The following is a 13,297-nucleotide window of genomic DNA, read 5'->3' on the forward strand; positions in this document are numbered from 1 at the left end:
CACGACGTCCAGGTGATGATCGAGGGCCCCGGCCACGTGCCGATGCACAAGATCAAGGAGAATATGGACAAGCAGCTCGAAAGCTGCGGCGAGGCCCCGTTCTACACGCTCGGGCCCCTCGTGACCGACATCGCGCCCGGCTACGACCATATCACCAGCGGCATCGGCGCCGCGATGATCGGCTGGTTCGGCACCGCGATGCTTTGCTACGTGACGCCCAAGGAGCATCTCGGCCTGCCCGACCGCGACGACGTCAAGGTCGGCGTCGTCACCTACAAGCTCGCAGCCCACGCCGCCGACCTCGCCAAGGGCCACCCCGCCGCGCGCCTCCACGACGACGCCCTCAGCCGCGCCCGCTTCGAGTTCCGCTGGCGCGATCAGTTCAACCTCAGCCTCGATCCCGACACCGCCGAAGCCTTCCACGACCAGACCCTCCCCGCCGAGGGCGCCAAGACCGCGCACTTCTGCTCGATGTGCGGCCCCAAATTCTGCTCGATGAAGATCAGCCAGGAGGTCAGGGACTTTGCCCGATTGCAGGAAGAGCAAGCGGCTGCGACCGACGCGGAAGCCGGCATGGCCGAGATGAGCAAGCGCTTTCACGACGAGGGCGGCGAGCTTTACGTGCCGGCGGAATGAGCCGAAATTGCCGACCGATGGAGAAGCCCGAATGAAAGCCGCCCGGATCGCCCTCGCCGCCGCGCTCCTGCTGTCGGCAGCGCCCGCCTCCGCCCAGACCGCGACCGACGCCGGATGCCTGGTCCTCAGCAATGCCTTCGCGGAGAAAGCGGCGGAGCCGCAGGTCAAGAAGCTCGCCGAGGCGTCCTTCTATTTCTACCTCGGCCGCGTCGCCGACCGCACGACCGCGCCGCAGCTGAAGGCGCTGCTCGACACGCAGGCCAAGACCATCACCGACGCGACCGCCGGCCCAATGATGAAGTCATGCATCCAGACCTTCCAGAGCCGGTCGGACCTGGTGCAAAGCCTGTCGACGAAGCCGGCGGCCCCGCAGCCCGCGCCGCCGCCCAAGAAGCCGTAGGGGCGCGGGGATGGCCGAGATGAGCAAGCGGTTCCACGACGAGGGCGGCGAGATTTACATCTCGGCCGTCGAATGACCGCCGCCGACAACAAGCGCATCGTCGCCGACGTGTTCGACGGCCTCTCCCGCGCTGACGGCCGCGCGTTTTTCGACGCAATGGCCGACGACATCGTCTGGATTATCGAGGGCCAGTGCCGCTTCTCGCGCCGCTACGAAGGCAAGGCGGCGGTCCAGAACGAGCTCGCCCCCGCGCTCTTCGCAAATTTCGCGACCGACTATCGCAACACTGCCGACGCCATCATCGCCGAGGGCGACCGCGTCGTCGTGCTTGCGCGCGGCGAAGTGAAGACCGTCCGCGGCGAAGATTACAACAACAGCTATTGCTTCGTTCTGCGCATGCGCGACGGCAAGATCGTCGAGCTGCGCGAGTATATGGACACGGCGCTCGCCGAAGCGCGGCTCGTGATGGGGAATGCGGACTGAGCCGCATCAACCAATCGCTCGCCCACGTCGCGCTCATCGTCCGCGATTATGACGAGGCGATCGCCTGGTTCACCGGCAAGCTCGGCTTCCGCCTCGTCGCCGACGAACATCAGCCCGATCAGGACAAGCGCTGGGTGCTCGTCGCCCCGCCCGGCGCGCGCGAGGGAGCGGCGTCCATCCTCCTCGCCCGCGCCTCGACGGCGCGGCAGGAGGCGTTCATCGGCAATCAGGCCGGCGGCCGCGTCTTCCTGTTCCTGCAAACCGACGACTTCCGCCGCGACTATGAGGAGCTCCGCGCCAAGGGCGTGCGCTTCATTCGCGAGCCCAAGGCGGCGCCCTACGGCACCGTCGCCGTGTTCGAGGACCTCTACGGCAATTTGTGGGACCTGGTGGAGTTCAACGTCTGAGGTGCTAGGCGAAAGCGGCATGACCGAGATGAGCGAAGCGCCCGCGCACGAAGGCGGCGAGCTTTAGGTGCCGGCGGCGGACTGAGCGAGCATCAGGGAGCGACTGCTTGTGCTGCCTCACCCATTAGCCAGGCTTCTCCTCAGATCAGAAGTGCATGGACTACATTGCCGACACTTCTCCTCCTTTGCGTGGGTATATGGAGCGACAAAAGAGGGGGTTGAGTGAGCATGTGACCAGAATTGCCGAAACGAAAGCGGAGCACCACGGACGAGTGAGGCGGGATGGCGGCAGCACCAAATGATCCCATCGGCGAGTTGGCCGCCGTTGTTGACGTCTCTGATTGGCCGGCCTCTGAGGACTTTGGCGTCTTTCCTGTCGGGTCTAAACCGAAACGAACATTGATCTGCCCGCCAGACGTTGGTGGGCCGGGCCTCATCCAAAATCACGCCTATCTGTTTAAGCTAGCTGAGGGGTGGAAGGGGCAGCAAGTCTGGTCCGAGGCACTCGCCTACCAAATTGGGTGTGCAATTGGCATCGACGTTCCCAAATGCTTCATCGCAGAAAACCGCACCACAGGTGAGGTAGGAGCTCTCATTGAGTTCTTCTATGGCTACCCCGACGAGGCGCCGCCCTGCAGACTTATTCCGGGAGCCGATCTTCTTCAGGAGCGTGGCTTTACGAAAGGAGCAGATCGTCCGCACAACCTACTGACGAACGTTGGATTGTGTAGCGACCGAGGGTTAGCGGCATCCGTTGAGTGGTGGGCGGCGACCGTTTGTTTTGACGCTCTCATTGGAAACACCGATAGGCACACCGAGAATTGGGGATTGCTGATCGACTTCGAAGGAAATGAACAATTCGCGCCGCGCTTCGACAACGGGACGAGCCTCGGCTTTCAGCAGACCGAGGACAAACTTGACCGACTATTTGAGAATGGCGTCCTTGATCGATTTATAGACCGGGGAATTGGACACTTGGGATGGGACGCGGAGCACGACGAGCCGCTGCCCCTGCTCGAATTATGTAGTCGGTTCCAAGACTTCGAAAACGCTGGTGCCGTCATTCGAAATGTGATTCAAGCTGATCTAAGCATCTTGGAGGCGGCTGTTGAAGCGTGCGGGCGACTAGAGGTCGAGCCTTCCTTTTCGCCTCGCCGTGCCGATCTTGTCATGAATATGATTGAGAGACGACACGCTCGAATTCGGGATGTCATCGGAGATTGAACAGAGTGCAACACTGGATCGACGTTCTATGCGAACCGCGAGAACTGTTCTTGGCGTGGCAGCCAAGCGACGCCGCCGCCGATCGTATGCGTTGGGCGGTAGGCCTTATTCGGCCTCACGGACAAGATTTCGAGTTGCGCTACTTAAAGCCTGGACCAGAGTTTGAAGGCCTCAATTCAGGCAAGGGTTTCGAGCGGCTTCAGGCACTTGGATACGTCGGTTATCCGGCATTCAGCGCGCATCAGTCGGTCCACCGTGAGGGCGTCCGAGCCGCATTGATGCGAAGACTCCCGCCGAGGCACCGATCTGACTTTGCCGAATATATCAAGCAGTTCCGGATGAAGCCCGGCACACCTCTCAGTGACTTCGCCTTACTCGCCCGAACTGAAGCTAAATTACCTAGCGATGGCTTCTCATTAGTCGATCCGCTGGACCCGACGACGTCTCGCTGCGACCTTATGTTGGAAGTTGCCGGATACAGACATTATTCGCCGTCTAATCATCACATAAAAGTCGGCACGCGGGTGGAATTACTTCCCGAACCAAACAATAGCTTCGATCCCAACGCGGTTCAGATTCTTGTTCAAGGCCAGAAGATTGGCAACATCAATCGTCTGCAGGCCGGCACATTCTTGCATTGGCTACGTACGTGCAAAGTCGATGCGACCATTGAACGACTCAACGGGAGCGTGGACCGTCCACGAGCTTACATCTTCGTACGTGTGTTGCCCTCTGAGGTAAGAAGGGCGGCCTAGCCGTCACGCCGCAACGACCGCCACCGGTGGCCCGCAATTTCTCAGTTGACGCGCCCCCGCAGCACCAACGCCTCATCCAGCGCCTGCAGGAACCGCGACCGGTCGGCCTTGGCGAACGGCGCCGGGCCGCCGGTCACGCCGGCGCCGCTGCGCAAATCGGCCATGATCGCGCGCGTCGCGATCGCGCCGCCGATGCTTGCCGCGGTGAACGGCTTGCCGTTGTGGCCGATGACGGTCGCGCCTTTCTTCAGGCAGCGGTCGGCGAGCAATATGTCGCCGGTCACCACCACCGTCCGCGTGTCCGCCTGTTCCGCGATCCAGTCGTCGGCGGCGTCGAACTTGTCGGAGACGACCACCCGCTCGATCAGCGGATGGTCGGGCACGCGCATATGGCTGTTGCTGACGACCTTCACCGGCACTTCGCGCCGATAGGCGACGCGATAGACCTCGTCCTTTACTGGACACGCATCCGCATCCACCAGAATTTGGATGCTCACCGGACTTGGATACTCACCGGGCTGCTCCAGTGCTCGCCATGCCCCGAGCATGGCTGCGCGCTTCGCCCGCGTCGACCAGGATCATCCGGCGCGGCCGGGCGAAGAATAGCCTACCGGACGAACCGTTTCTTGAGCTCGGCCTTGATCGAGGCGCCGGCGAGATGGGCGTCGACGTTCGAATAGCCTTCCTGGCGCAGCGTCCTGCGAATGTCGTCGACGCTGGTCGAGGCCGGGGCGAGCTGGAAGGCGCGTTCGATGATGTTCGGGCTGTGCATGGATCGTCCTGACGGTTTCGCTTCCGTTATGAACGGTCGGCGCCGCGCTCCGTTCCATGAGCGAAGCCCAGGCCGGCACGATCCCGCTAGTTGTTTTTGAGATTCTCGAGGCCGCGCACCCCGCCCTTCTGCGACGGTTGGGCGGCGATGGTCTTGACCTTCGCCTTCTTGGGCTTGCGCGCTTCCTTGCTCGATCTCTGCTGTCCCTTGGCCATCATTGCTCTCCTGCTCGAATTTATCGCTGTCCTACAGCATCCCCTTTGTGATCCATACTGGCCCATGCGCCAACCCGATTCCCGGTCTGCCCCGAGCCCCGCCGAAAGGCCCGCGCTGAAGCCCGATTTTGCGAAGGTCACATCCGCGCGGCGCGGTGCGGAGTGGCAAGCTCCATTTGGATCCCCATCGGACGTACACTTTGTGACCTTCGCGCAGCGGCGACCCTCGCGCGCGTACGCGTGTGGCATTGCTGCGTTTGCTGCGTTTCGGGCCGCCGATTGATGGCGTCAGCGTGAACATTGGGAACATTCACGAGGGAACGGCTCGCGAAAACCCGGGCCATTGATAGCGCTAACAAGTTGTGATTTCCTCGTGCCCGGCAAATCAAAGGGAGAATCGCGCATGCCCGGTTGGAAGCGCATTGCGGCCGCGTTGATCGTGCTGGCGCCCGAAGCCCCCGCCGCGGCGCAGGATCCCAGCGATCTCGCCAGGCAGATCATCAACGATCCGAGCAATCCGCAGGTGGCGGGCGCGAAGGCCGCGCTGCGCGACGATCCGAAGGTGCAGGGCGGCAAGGCGCTGCGCATCACAATCAAGGGCAAGGGCGCCAACCCGTGGGACGCGTCGGTCGGCGGGCCGATCGCCAAGCCGGTCAAGGCCGGCGACAAGCTCATCCTCGCATTCTGGGCGCGGCTCGAGAAAGGCGAGAATGGCGCCGCCACCGCGACCCTGCCCTACGATGCGATCCAGCTCGCCACCGCGCCTTACTCGACCGTCGTCAGCGGCTCGAACCAGATCGGCCCCGAATGGAAGCTGCAGCAGGTCGCCGGCAAGGCCGACCGGGACTATCCGGCGGGTACGCTCAAGGTGACGATCCAGCTCGCCACGGCAAAGCAAACGGTCGACGTCGGCCCGATCATCGTCCTCGACACCGGGCAGTGACGCCCGGCTTCGGTCGCCGGTCGAACACAACGGTTATCCAGCTGATTTCGCTATGCAACCCCCATGGCGAGGCATAGCCTAGCTCTTGATTATTTGGGGAATGAAGCCTTGTCCCGGTCCCGCATTCTGGTCTTTGCGCTCGCGCTCGCCTGCCCGGCCGTGTTCGCCAGCGGCGCCAGCCAGGCGCAGGCGCCGGACATTTCCAGGCCGCGGCCCGCTCCGGCGATTCCGCCGGATGTGCGGCCGCTCCCGCCGGCGCAATTCGACAGCACGCTCGCGATCGGCGGCGAGGATATCAAGGCGCGCGAGGTCAGCACCCGGCTCAACGTCGACGTGCGGGTGAACGGCCGCGGGCCCTATCACTTCGTTGTCGACAGCGGCGCCGACACCTCGGTCGTGGGCTTGCGCATCGCGCACGACCTGCAACTGCCGTTGGGTACGCCGGCGATCCTCAACGCCACCACCTCGCGTAACATGGTCGACCGGGTGAAGGTCGCCTCGCTCGGCATCGGCACCAGCACGATCCCGGACCTCGAGCTCCCGGCCCTGCGCGAAAGCGACGTCGGCGGCGACGGCCTGATCGGCATCGACGCGCTGACCGAGCAGCGGCTGATGATGGATTTTGAAGCGCATCAGGTGCGGGTCGAGGACGCGCGCACGCGGGTCAGGTCCGTACCCGGCGAAATCGTCGTCACCGCGCGCCGCATGCGCGGCCAGCTGATCCTGACCGAGGTCCGGGCGGGCAATGTTCCGCTCGACGCGGTGATCGACACCGGGTCGGAGGTCACGATCGGCAACCTCGCCCTTCGCAATAAGTTGCTCGGCCGCCACGGCACCCGCTTCTGGACCGTTTTGGCGACCGGCGTCACCGGCGTTTCCGTCCCGCTGCAGATGGCGGTCATCAGCCGCCTCCAGCTCGGGCCCGTGACGCTTCAGGATGTGCCGATCGCATTCGCCGACGTCCCGCCGTTCAAGCTGTTCGGGCTTGCCGACGAGCCGGCCCTGCTGCTCGGCACCGACCTGCTCAACACATTCCGCCGCATTTCGCTCGATTTCCGCGCGCGCAAGGTCCGCTTCCAGCTGCGCCGCTGCGGCACCGACGGTGTCACCATCAGCACTTCACCGGACTCGATGGGATTTACGCGGCTCTCGTCGACCAACAGCGCCGACGTGTGCGGCCGGTAACGCTCGCCGGCGCGCGGAAAACAACCTTTTGTTCACCCCTCGGGCGCACAAGCGGGCTTGGGTAAGGAATCTCTATGGCACAACCGCAAAAGCGCCCGGACGAACGCCGCCGCGTCGAGCGCATCGCGCTCCGGCTCACGGCGACCATGCGCGACGGTACCCGCAGCCGGGTCAAGGTCCGCGTGATCGACATGTCGATCCGCGGCTGCCGCATCGAATGCTCGTCCAATCTCGCCGTCGACAGCTGGATCTGGCTCAGCATCGCCGGCCTCGAGACGCAATTCTGCCGGGTCGTCTGGCATTGCCAGGAATTCGTCGGGCTCGAGTTTGAAAAGCCGCTGTCCGACGCGGTGTTCGAGCGCCTGCTCGCCGACCAGCAGCAGCTCCCCGAAGCCGCGATCCGGGATTTGCGCGACATTGCCAGCCGTACCCACTGGCTCGCCCGCAAGGCCGAGGATTCGGACATCGCCATCCTCGCCGAGCTGAGCCGCCGCTGCGCGGTGGATGCGGTGGTCGAGGGCCTCCGCCGCGGCGAGAAGTCCGCGCCGGCGAAGAAGAAAAGCTGAACCGCTTCGGGGCCGGCCCTTGTCGGGCGGCCCTTTTTCCGCCGGCCCTTGTCAGGCGGCCTTCGCGTTTCCGTTGAGAACTGCCGAGATCCCGCCAGCAGTCTGGATCTGTTCGGCGAGCGCGCCGCGCGGCAGCTCGTTGTCGAACGCCCAGGCCAGCACCGCCTCGAGCTGCTTGATCGTCGCATCGTCGCACATATCGGCGAACGCGAGCTTGACGACCGGCTTCATCGGCGAGCGCAACTGGATCTTGAGGCCCTGCGCCTCGACCAGCCGGAGATATTCCTCCGGGCTGTCCTCGGCATCGAGCGCGAAATCATAAGCGGCGCTAAGGCCGTCGTAGAGCGCCGCGTTGGCGCGCAGCTTGGCCATCCGCGCCTCGTCGGCCATGGCCCTGACTTCGGTGAGCTTGTTCTGCAACGGTCCCTCCGATTTGCGACTGGCTTGTTGCGTTTGTTCCGCCGGCCTGTGAGCGGCCACGACCGGCTCCTCAACCCGAGGTTTCTCGGCTTGAGGCTCGTCTACGACGGGCTCGTCGGCTTGAAGTTCGGGAGCGACCGGCTGTTCGGTCTCGAGCGTCTCAACCGGCGGCTCGTCGGCCACAGGCTCCTGATCGGCCGCTTGCTCGTCGGGCAAGTTTTCGTCGGCGGCGTCCGTCTCGGGGAACACCGGCTCGACCTTGACCGACTGCGCATGGAAGCCGGTTAGCCCGGCGAGGCTGTCGAACAGCTTTGAGAAGCCCGGCGCCGCCTTGGCGGCCGCTTTCTCCAGCTTGGGCGCGGGATCTTCCGCAGCCAGTTCTTCCGGCTCGTCCGCCACGGCCTCTACCGGCTCGTCGATCTCTTCGGCCGGCGCTTCGATCTCCTCGGTCTCGGCTACGGTTTCCTCCGGCTCCTCGGCCGCTTCGGCCGGAGCTTCCGCCTTGGCGGGCTTTTCCGCGGCCTTGCTTCCCTTGGCCGGCACCGTCTCCAGGCTCACCAGCGCATAGACGTAATCGACCCAGGCGCCGCCGGCACTCAGCGGGAGCAGCGTGACCCAGCAACGGGTCGAGCCCTCATCATTCGCAAAATCGTCCTCGAACGCCAGAAAATCGCGCGAAATGGCGACGATCGGCAGCTTCTTGCCGATGCACGACAGGATCGAGGCGCTGGGTGCGTCCATGATCCGCTCGGGCCAATCCTGGCCGCCACGCAGGGCTTCGCCAAGGTGACGGATTTCGGCGTCGTGGCCGCCGCTGATCAGCTCGAGCAGCGCGCTGTTCGGGCCCGCATCCGACAGTTCAAGCGGGTCGAGGTCGTGGAGCGGCGGGAATTCCTTGTCGCCGCGGATCGACAGCCAATAGTTGAGCACGCTGGCATGCTTGCGCCGTTCGGCGGCCTTGATCGTCTTGAACGCGCCGAGCAGCGCCTCGGCCGACGCCTGGTCCCCTGCCTGCATCCCCGTAGAGGGCGCCCCCATGTCCGACTCCGCTTGTCTATTCGTGGATGCTTGTGCGCGCCGGGTGCTTAGAAAGGGTTAAGACGAAACTTGCCGCAATACGAAACCGCCGCTGGCTTCGGACAGCGGCGGCTCCATTCTTTGCTTCGAAATCACCCTCAGGCGAGCTGGCGCTCCTGCTCGTCAGCCATCGCGTCCGGGAGTCCGGCGTCCATGTCGACCGGTTCCGCGACACCCGCGGCGACTTCGCGTTCGCGCTTGTCGAAAAAGGCGGCGCGGCGCAGTCGATTCTTGAGCGACACGGACGGATTGCCCGGGCTCGGTCCGCGATAGGCGCGCTCGACCCAGCTTTCGCCAGGCAGCCGGTCGTCGTCCGAATCGGCTTCAGCGGCCTTCGCTACCGGCTCCTGACCGCCCCAGGCAAAGGCGGAAGGCGCAACCATCGCGGGTTGCTCATCATGAATGACCGGCTCATCGGCGGGCTCGACCGACGCCGGGGCCGCGTCCACCGGCTCGAGCTCCGCGGTCGGCTGATCGACCCACTCCTCCTCATGCCGCCGCCAGCGCGACATAGCGAAAGCGGCGGCGACGAGAGCGAGCAGCGCCAGCGCCCCGGCGCCGAAAACCAGCTCATTCCTGTTCGGCGAACCCGCAGGCTTCGCGGCGCTCGTTGCGGGCGGTGTCGAGGTCTTGGCGTTGAGGTCGACGACGGGAACGACTTCAGACCGTTGGGCCGGCGGCGTCGTGGCGACGGGCGTTGCGGGCGGAGGCACCGCGACCGCCGTGGCCGTCCGCGTCGCGACAGTCCGTGTGGTCACGGTCCGAGTTGCAGGCCGAGTTACAGGTGCGGGCGGCTTTGCAACAGCGACTCGGGTGGTCCGGGTCACGGTGCGCCTGTGCGTCGTCGTCGACGTGGACACCGGTGCGGTTGCGCTGGTGTCAGTCGTCACCGGCGGCGTGTCCGTCGTCGTCGGAGCGGCATCGACGGTCGGCGGCGGGCTCTGGGTAGTTACCGGCGCGGGCTCGGTCGGCTGGACCTGCTGAGCAATGACCTGTGTTGGAGAAAGCGCGAGGGCCGCGGCAATCGCGGGGAGGGCGCTGGTGAGTGCATAATGCGTCGTTTTCATCATAATGAGAGACAACCGCTGGGCGTCGGGCGCAGCAGCATGATTATCGGTCGGGAGGGCGATAACCCCGACGAGCCGACCACCGTTTGGGTTGCGGGAAAGAACTTGGGTGGCGGATGACGGTCTCGCTCTTCTCCTACGGCACGCTGCAACAGCTCGAGGTGCAGATGGCGAACTACGGCCGCACCCTCTCGGGCACGCCGGACCTGTTGCGCGGGTACCGACTCGCGCCGCTTGAAATCAGTGATCCGCGCGTGGTCGCGATCAGCGGCAAAGCCCTCCACTCGATTGCCTGTGCCACCGGCAACGCCGAGGATTCCGTCCCGGGCACGCTATTTGAACTGAGCGAGGCGGAGCTTCACGCGACCGATGCCTATGAGGTCGACGTCTATGCGCGCATTGAGGCAGTGCTCGAATCGGGCCGGACAGCCTGGGTCTACGTCGGTCAGCCCGTCAGCTCCTGAACACGGACCGCGGCAGCGAAAAGGGCGCCCGTTGCCGAGCGCCCTTCGCCTTCAACGCGTGCTCTCGCGTGAACTTACTTGGTCTTGTTCTGGGTCGTGTTCGAGGCCGAGTTCTTGATCGCCGCGGCTTCGTTCTTGCCTTCGTTCTTGATGCTGGCGGCTTCGTTTTTCGTTTCGTTCTTGACGGCCGACGCCTTGTTCTCGGCGCTGTTCATGATGTTGGCGGCTTCGTTCTCGCCGGCCGCGCTGACGTTTTCGGCCTGGTTGCTGGCATTGGCTTCGACCGCGGATGCCTGGTTGTCCGCCGGGCTCTTCTTGTTGCACGCGGCGAGCGCGACGACGGCCGCGGCGACGATCATGGTTTTGCTGGTCTTCATGCGCTTTCCCCTAATTGGCCCGTCGGGCGAATGGGCACGGAATAACGGCCGCTCATGACCGCGACATTGCTGCAACATTAACTGGCAGTCGCTATTTGAGCGCCTTCACGGCCGCCAGCGTGCGGGCGACATGCTCGCTGAAGTCGAGGTCGTCGTGGACCATGACCACCTTGCCGCTCTTGCCGATCACGTAGGACGTGCGAGTCGTGATTCCAGGATGGGCCGCCCAAGCAACGTCATAGGCCTTCTGGATCTCGGGCGTCGCCGTCGCGACCGGGAAAGCGCTGCGGCATTCCTTGGTCGAGAAATCATGGAGCGTCTTCAGGTTGTCAGCGGACATGCCGATCACCTGCGCGCCGGCTTTCTTGAAGTCGCCGATCGACTCACTGAACGCATGCGCCTCGGCGGTGCAGCCGCTGGTGAACGCCTTGGGGAAGAAATAGAGGACCACCGGGCCCTTCTTGAGCTGGTCGGAGAGGTGGAGCTTGAACTCCTTGCCCCCGACCGCGCCGGTGGTGGTGAAGTCGGGCGCGGCGGTTCCAACCTTGAGGGCCGCGCTTGCTGGCGCGGCGATGAGGACTGCGGCGGTCAGTGGGAACAGAAGCTTGCGCATGGCGGTCTCCTTGAGGATGCGACGACCGCTTACAGCCGCATGTCGGAAAGTGCGAGCGGGACTGTCCGGCTGCCGCTTACCGGTGCGGCGCGAGCAGCCCCGCCACGACGTAGAAGAAGATCATCACCGGCCCGGTTAGCAGCGTCAGGGCGACGAAGCCGAGGCGAACGATGTTGGGATCGACGCCCGTGTAATCGGCTAGCCCTGCGGCAACGCCCATCACCTTGGCGTCGCCGTGGTTGATCAGGAAACGTCCGTTCATTTGTAGGGTCCTTTGGATAAGCGGCTCAGGCGATCGGCAGCGAAGTCGCGGCCGAAACGAGCAGAAGCGCGGAAATGAAAGTGCCAGCGAGAATGGTGGCGGTTTCACGGGCAGAAGCGAAAGAAGCGAACATTGGGTATCCCCTTTTGATTGTCTGGCGGACCCGACCTTCGGGCCCATGCCATAATCAATGCACGGGGCGTGCCATTCCGAAAATGTCGTTGTTTTTCAGTCGCAGAGCCAGATCCGTGGCGAAGATTTCCCGCATCAGCCGCCGGATGTTGGGAAGATTTCCCAATCAGCTCGACGTGGTGTCGCCGCCGTCGGGGTGCAGGACCTGGGCCGTCATGTAGCTCGAATCCTCGCAGGCGAGGAACAGGAAGGACGGCGCGACCTCGTTCGGCTGGCCGGGCCGGCCCATCGGCGTATCCTTGCCAAACTCGGGAATTTTCTCCGGCGGCTGGCCGCCCGACGGGTTGAGCGGAGTCCAAATCGGCCCGGGCGCGACGCCATTAACGCGGATGCCTTTCTTGACCAGGTTCAACGCGAGCGAGCGCGTGAAGGCGGTGATCGCGCCCTTGGTCGCGCTATAGTCGAGCAGGCCTGGCGAACCGGCATACATCGTTTCCGACGTGCAGTTGATGATCGCCGAGCCCTTCTTGAGATGGGGCAGCGCCGCCTGGGTCAGGAAGAACATGCCGAAGATGTTGGTCTGGAACGTGCGCTTCAGCTGCTCTTCCGTGATGTTCTCGATGTCCTCGTCGTAATGCTGCTCGCCGGCATTGTTGACGAGGATGTCGAGCCGGCCGAGCCGGTCGACCGCTTGGCGGACGGCGTTCTCACAGAATTTCTTGTCGCCGATGTCGCCGGGAATCGTGATCGCGCGGCGGCCTTCCTTCTCGACGATCTGCTTGGTCTTCGCCGCGTCGTCATGCTCGCACAAATAGAGGATGGCGACGTCGGCGCCTTCGCGCGCGAACAAGGCCGCCACGGCGCGGCCGATACCGCTGTCGGCCCCGGTGATCAGCGCCGCCTTGCCTTTGAGGCGGCTGGAGCCTGGGTAGCGCGGCCGCCAGTCGGGTTTGGGTTCGAGCTCGCTTTCGTGTCCGGGAAGCCGGTCCTCGTGGATCATCGGTTCCATGACGTCGGACATGTCGGCTACTCCTTCGATGCTACGCCCATCCCCTCCCGCTCGAATTCCTCGACCGTCGCTTCGTGATTCTGCTCCGGCCGCGGCGGCTTCCTGGTCTCCTTGCCCCGCGGCTTCGGTTTCGGGCTTCTTCCGGCCACTGACCGTTCCTTCCCCCAATGAATGAAAACCGACTTTTCCCTACGCGGTTCCGCGCCAAGTTACGACGGCGCGGTTTGCGGCGAATGAGGCGCGCCCCTACCTTAGCTCGGATGGCCGCTGGAGAGATCAGGCAGAACAAG

General features: G+C 64.3%; 20 protein-coding genes. 10 read left to right on the forward strand and 10 right to left on the reverse strand.

Annotation, left to right across the window (positions count from 1 at the left end; genetic code table 11):
• The 6 genes from ACJ8FR_RS03055 to ACJ8FR_RS03080 form a co-directional block, all read left to right on the forward strand.
• The coding region (locus tag ACJ8FR_RS03055) for a phosphomethylpyrimidine synthase ThiC (protein ID WP_407827139.1) at positions 1 to 636 on the forward strand (636 nt) is incomplete at its 5' end.
• Between the two features lie 31 nt (positions 637 to 667).
• A complete protein-coding gene (locus ACJ8FR_RS03060) occupies positions 668 to 1,036 on the forward strand; it encodes a hypothetical protein (protein ID WP_407827140.1) in 369 nt (122 codons plus the stop codon).
• A gap of 72 nt (positions 1,037 to 1,108) precedes the next feature.
• Positions 1,109 to 1,519, forward strand: a complete 411-nt coding sequence (locus ACJ8FR_RS03065; protein WP_407827141.1) for a nuclear transport factor 2 family protein — start codon at positions 1,109 to 1,111, stop codon at positions 1,517 to 1,519.
• A gap of 5 nt (positions 1,520 to 1,524) precedes the next feature.
• The gene (locus tag ACJ8FR_RS03070) at positions 1,525 to 1,926 is read left to right on the forward strand and encodes a VOC family protein (RefSeq protein ID WP_407827195.1); all 402 of its coding nucleotides are present in this window, start codon (positions 1,525 to 1,527) and stop codon (positions 1,924 to 1,926) included.
• Between the two features lie 282 nt (positions 1,927 to 2,208).
• The gene (locus tag ACJ8FR_RS03075; RefSeq protein ID WP_407827142.1) at positions 2,209 to 3,150 is read left to right on the forward strand and encodes a HipA domain-containing protein; all 942 of its coding nucleotides are present in this window, start codon (positions 2,209 to 2,211) and stop codon (positions 3,148 to 3,150) included.
• A 5-nt stretch (positions 3,151 to 3,155) separates the two neighbouring features.
• Positions 3,156 to 3,905 (forward strand): HIRAN domain-containing protein, encoded by a 750-nt coding sequence (locus ACJ8FR_RS03080; RefSeq protein WP_407827143.1) that lies wholly within the window; start codon positions 3,156 to 3,158, stop codon positions 3,903 to 3,905.
• A gap of 41 nt (positions 3,906 to 3,946) precedes the next feature.
• Here the strand turns inward: ACJ8FR_RS03080 and ACJ8FR_RS03085 are convergent, their stop codons facing one another.
• The 3 genes from ACJ8FR_RS03085 to ACJ8FR_RS03095 all read right to left on the reverse strand — a co-directional run bounded on the left by ACJ8FR_RS03085 (position 3,947) and on the right by ACJ8FR_RS03095 (position 4,892).
• Positions 3,947 to 4,453, reverse strand: coding sequence for a YaiI/YqxD family protein (locus tag ACJ8FR_RS03085; protein WP_407827144.1), 507 nt, complete (start codon positions 4,451 to 4,453; stop codon positions 3,947 to 3,949).
• A gap of 59 nt (positions 4,454 to 4,512) precedes the next feature.
• Entirely contained in the window at positions 4,513 to 4,677 is a 165-nt protein-coding gene (locus tag ACJ8FR_RS03090) for a hypothetical protein (protein ID WP_407827145.1), read from the reverse strand.
• Between the two features lie 86 nt (positions 4,678 to 4,763).
• Positions 4,764 to 4,892 carry a hypothetical protein gene (locus ACJ8FR_RS03095; RefSeq protein WP_407827146.1) on the reverse strand — a complete coding sequence of 43 codons (129 nt, stop codon included), beginning with the start codon at positions 4,890 to 4,892 and terminating at the stop codon, positions 4,764 to 4,766.
• 403 nt (positions 4,893 to 5,295) lie between these two features.
• On the opposite strand from ACJ8FR_RS03095, the gene ACJ8FR_RS03100 reads away from it, so the two are divergent.
• The 3 genes from ACJ8FR_RS03100 (at position 5,296) to ACJ8FR_RS03110 (ending at position 7,586) form a co-directional block, all read left to right on the forward strand.
• Positions 5,296 to 5,835, forward strand: a complete 540-nt coding sequence (locus tag ACJ8FR_RS03100) for a hypothetical protein (RefSeq protein ID WP_407827147.1) — start codon at positions 5,296 to 5,298, stop codon at positions 5,833 to 5,835.
• A 108-nt stretch (positions 5,836 to 5,943) separates the two neighbouring features.
• Entirely contained in the window at positions 5,944 to 7,020 is a 1,077-nt protein-coding gene (locus ACJ8FR_RS03105; RefSeq protein WP_407827148.1) for an aspartyl protease family protein, read from the forward strand.
• A gap of 74 nt (positions 7,021 to 7,094) precedes the next feature.
• A complete protein-coding gene (locus ACJ8FR_RS03110; protein WP_407827149.1) occupies positions 7,095 to 7,586 on the forward strand; it encodes a PilZ domain-containing protein in 492 nt (163 codons plus the stop codon).
• Between the two features lie 51 nt (positions 7,587 to 7,637).
• Here ACJ8FR_RS03110 and ACJ8FR_RS03115 read toward each other — a convergent pair whose 3' ends face one another.
• Both ACJ8FR_RS03115 and ACJ8FR_RS03120 read right to left on the reverse strand, forming a co-directional pair.
• On the reverse strand, positions 7,638 to 9,044 hold the full coding sequence (locus tag ACJ8FR_RS03115) for a hypothetical protein (protein WP_407827150.1): 1,407 nt from the start codon (positions 9,042 to 9,044) through the stop codon (positions 7,638 to 7,640).
• Positions 9,045 to 9,181: 137 nt separating this feature from the next.
• Positions 9,182 to 10,150, reverse strand: a complete 969-nt coding sequence (locus ACJ8FR_RS03120) for a hypothetical protein (RefSeq protein WP_407827151.1) — start codon at positions 10,148 to 10,150, stop codon at positions 9,182 to 9,184.
• A gap of 116 nt (positions 10,151 to 10,266) precedes the next feature.
• Between ACJ8FR_RS03120 and ACJ8FR_RS03125 the strand changes: the two genes are divergently transcribed.
• Entirely contained in the window at positions 10,267 to 10,614 is a 348-nt protein-coding gene (locus ACJ8FR_RS03125; RefSeq protein WP_407827152.1) for a gamma-glutamylcyclotransferase family protein, read from the forward strand.
• A 74-nt stretch (positions 10,615 to 10,688) separates the two neighbouring features.
• Here the strand turns inward: ACJ8FR_RS03125 and ACJ8FR_RS03130 are convergent, their stop codons facing one another.
• The 5 genes from ACJ8FR_RS03130 to ACJ8FR_RS03150 form a co-directional block, all read right to left on the reverse strand.
• On the reverse strand, positions 10,689 to 10,991 hold the full coding sequence (locus ACJ8FR_RS03130) for a hypothetical protein (RefSeq protein ID WP_407827153.1): 303 nt from the start codon (positions 10,989 to 10,991) through the stop codon (positions 10,689 to 10,691).
• 91 nt (positions 10,992 to 11,082) lie between these two features.
• Positions 11,083 to 11,604, reverse strand: coding sequence for a peroxiredoxin (locus ACJ8FR_RS03135; protein ID WP_407827154.1), 522 nt, complete (start codon positions 11,602 to 11,604; stop codon positions 11,083 to 11,085).
• A 76-nt stretch (positions 11,605 to 11,680) separates the two neighbouring features.
• Positions 11,681 to 11,866, reverse strand: a complete 186-nt coding sequence (locus tag ACJ8FR_RS03140) for a PspC domain-containing protein (protein WP_407827155.1) — start codon at positions 11,864 to 11,866, stop codon at positions 11,681 to 11,683.
• A 298-nt stretch (positions 11,867 to 12,164) separates the two neighbouring features.
• On the reverse strand, positions 12,165 to 13,019 hold the full coding sequence (locus ACJ8FR_RS03145; RefSeq protein WP_407827156.1) for an SDR family oxidoreductase: 855 nt from the start codon (positions 13,017 to 13,019) through the stop codon (positions 12,165 to 12,167).
• A 5-nt stretch (positions 13,020 to 13,024) separates the two neighbouring features.
• Entirely contained in the window at positions 13,025 to 13,156 is a 132-nt protein-coding gene (locus tag ACJ8FR_RS03150) for a hypothetical protein (protein ID WP_407827157.1), read from the reverse strand.
• Between the last annotated feature and the right edge of the window lie 141 nt (positions 13,157 to 13,297).

This window comes from Sphingomonas sp. (genome assembly GCF_045810705.1).
GTDB lineage: Bacteria > Pseudomonadota > Alphaproteobacteria > Sphingomonadales > Sphingomonadaceae > Sphingomicrobium.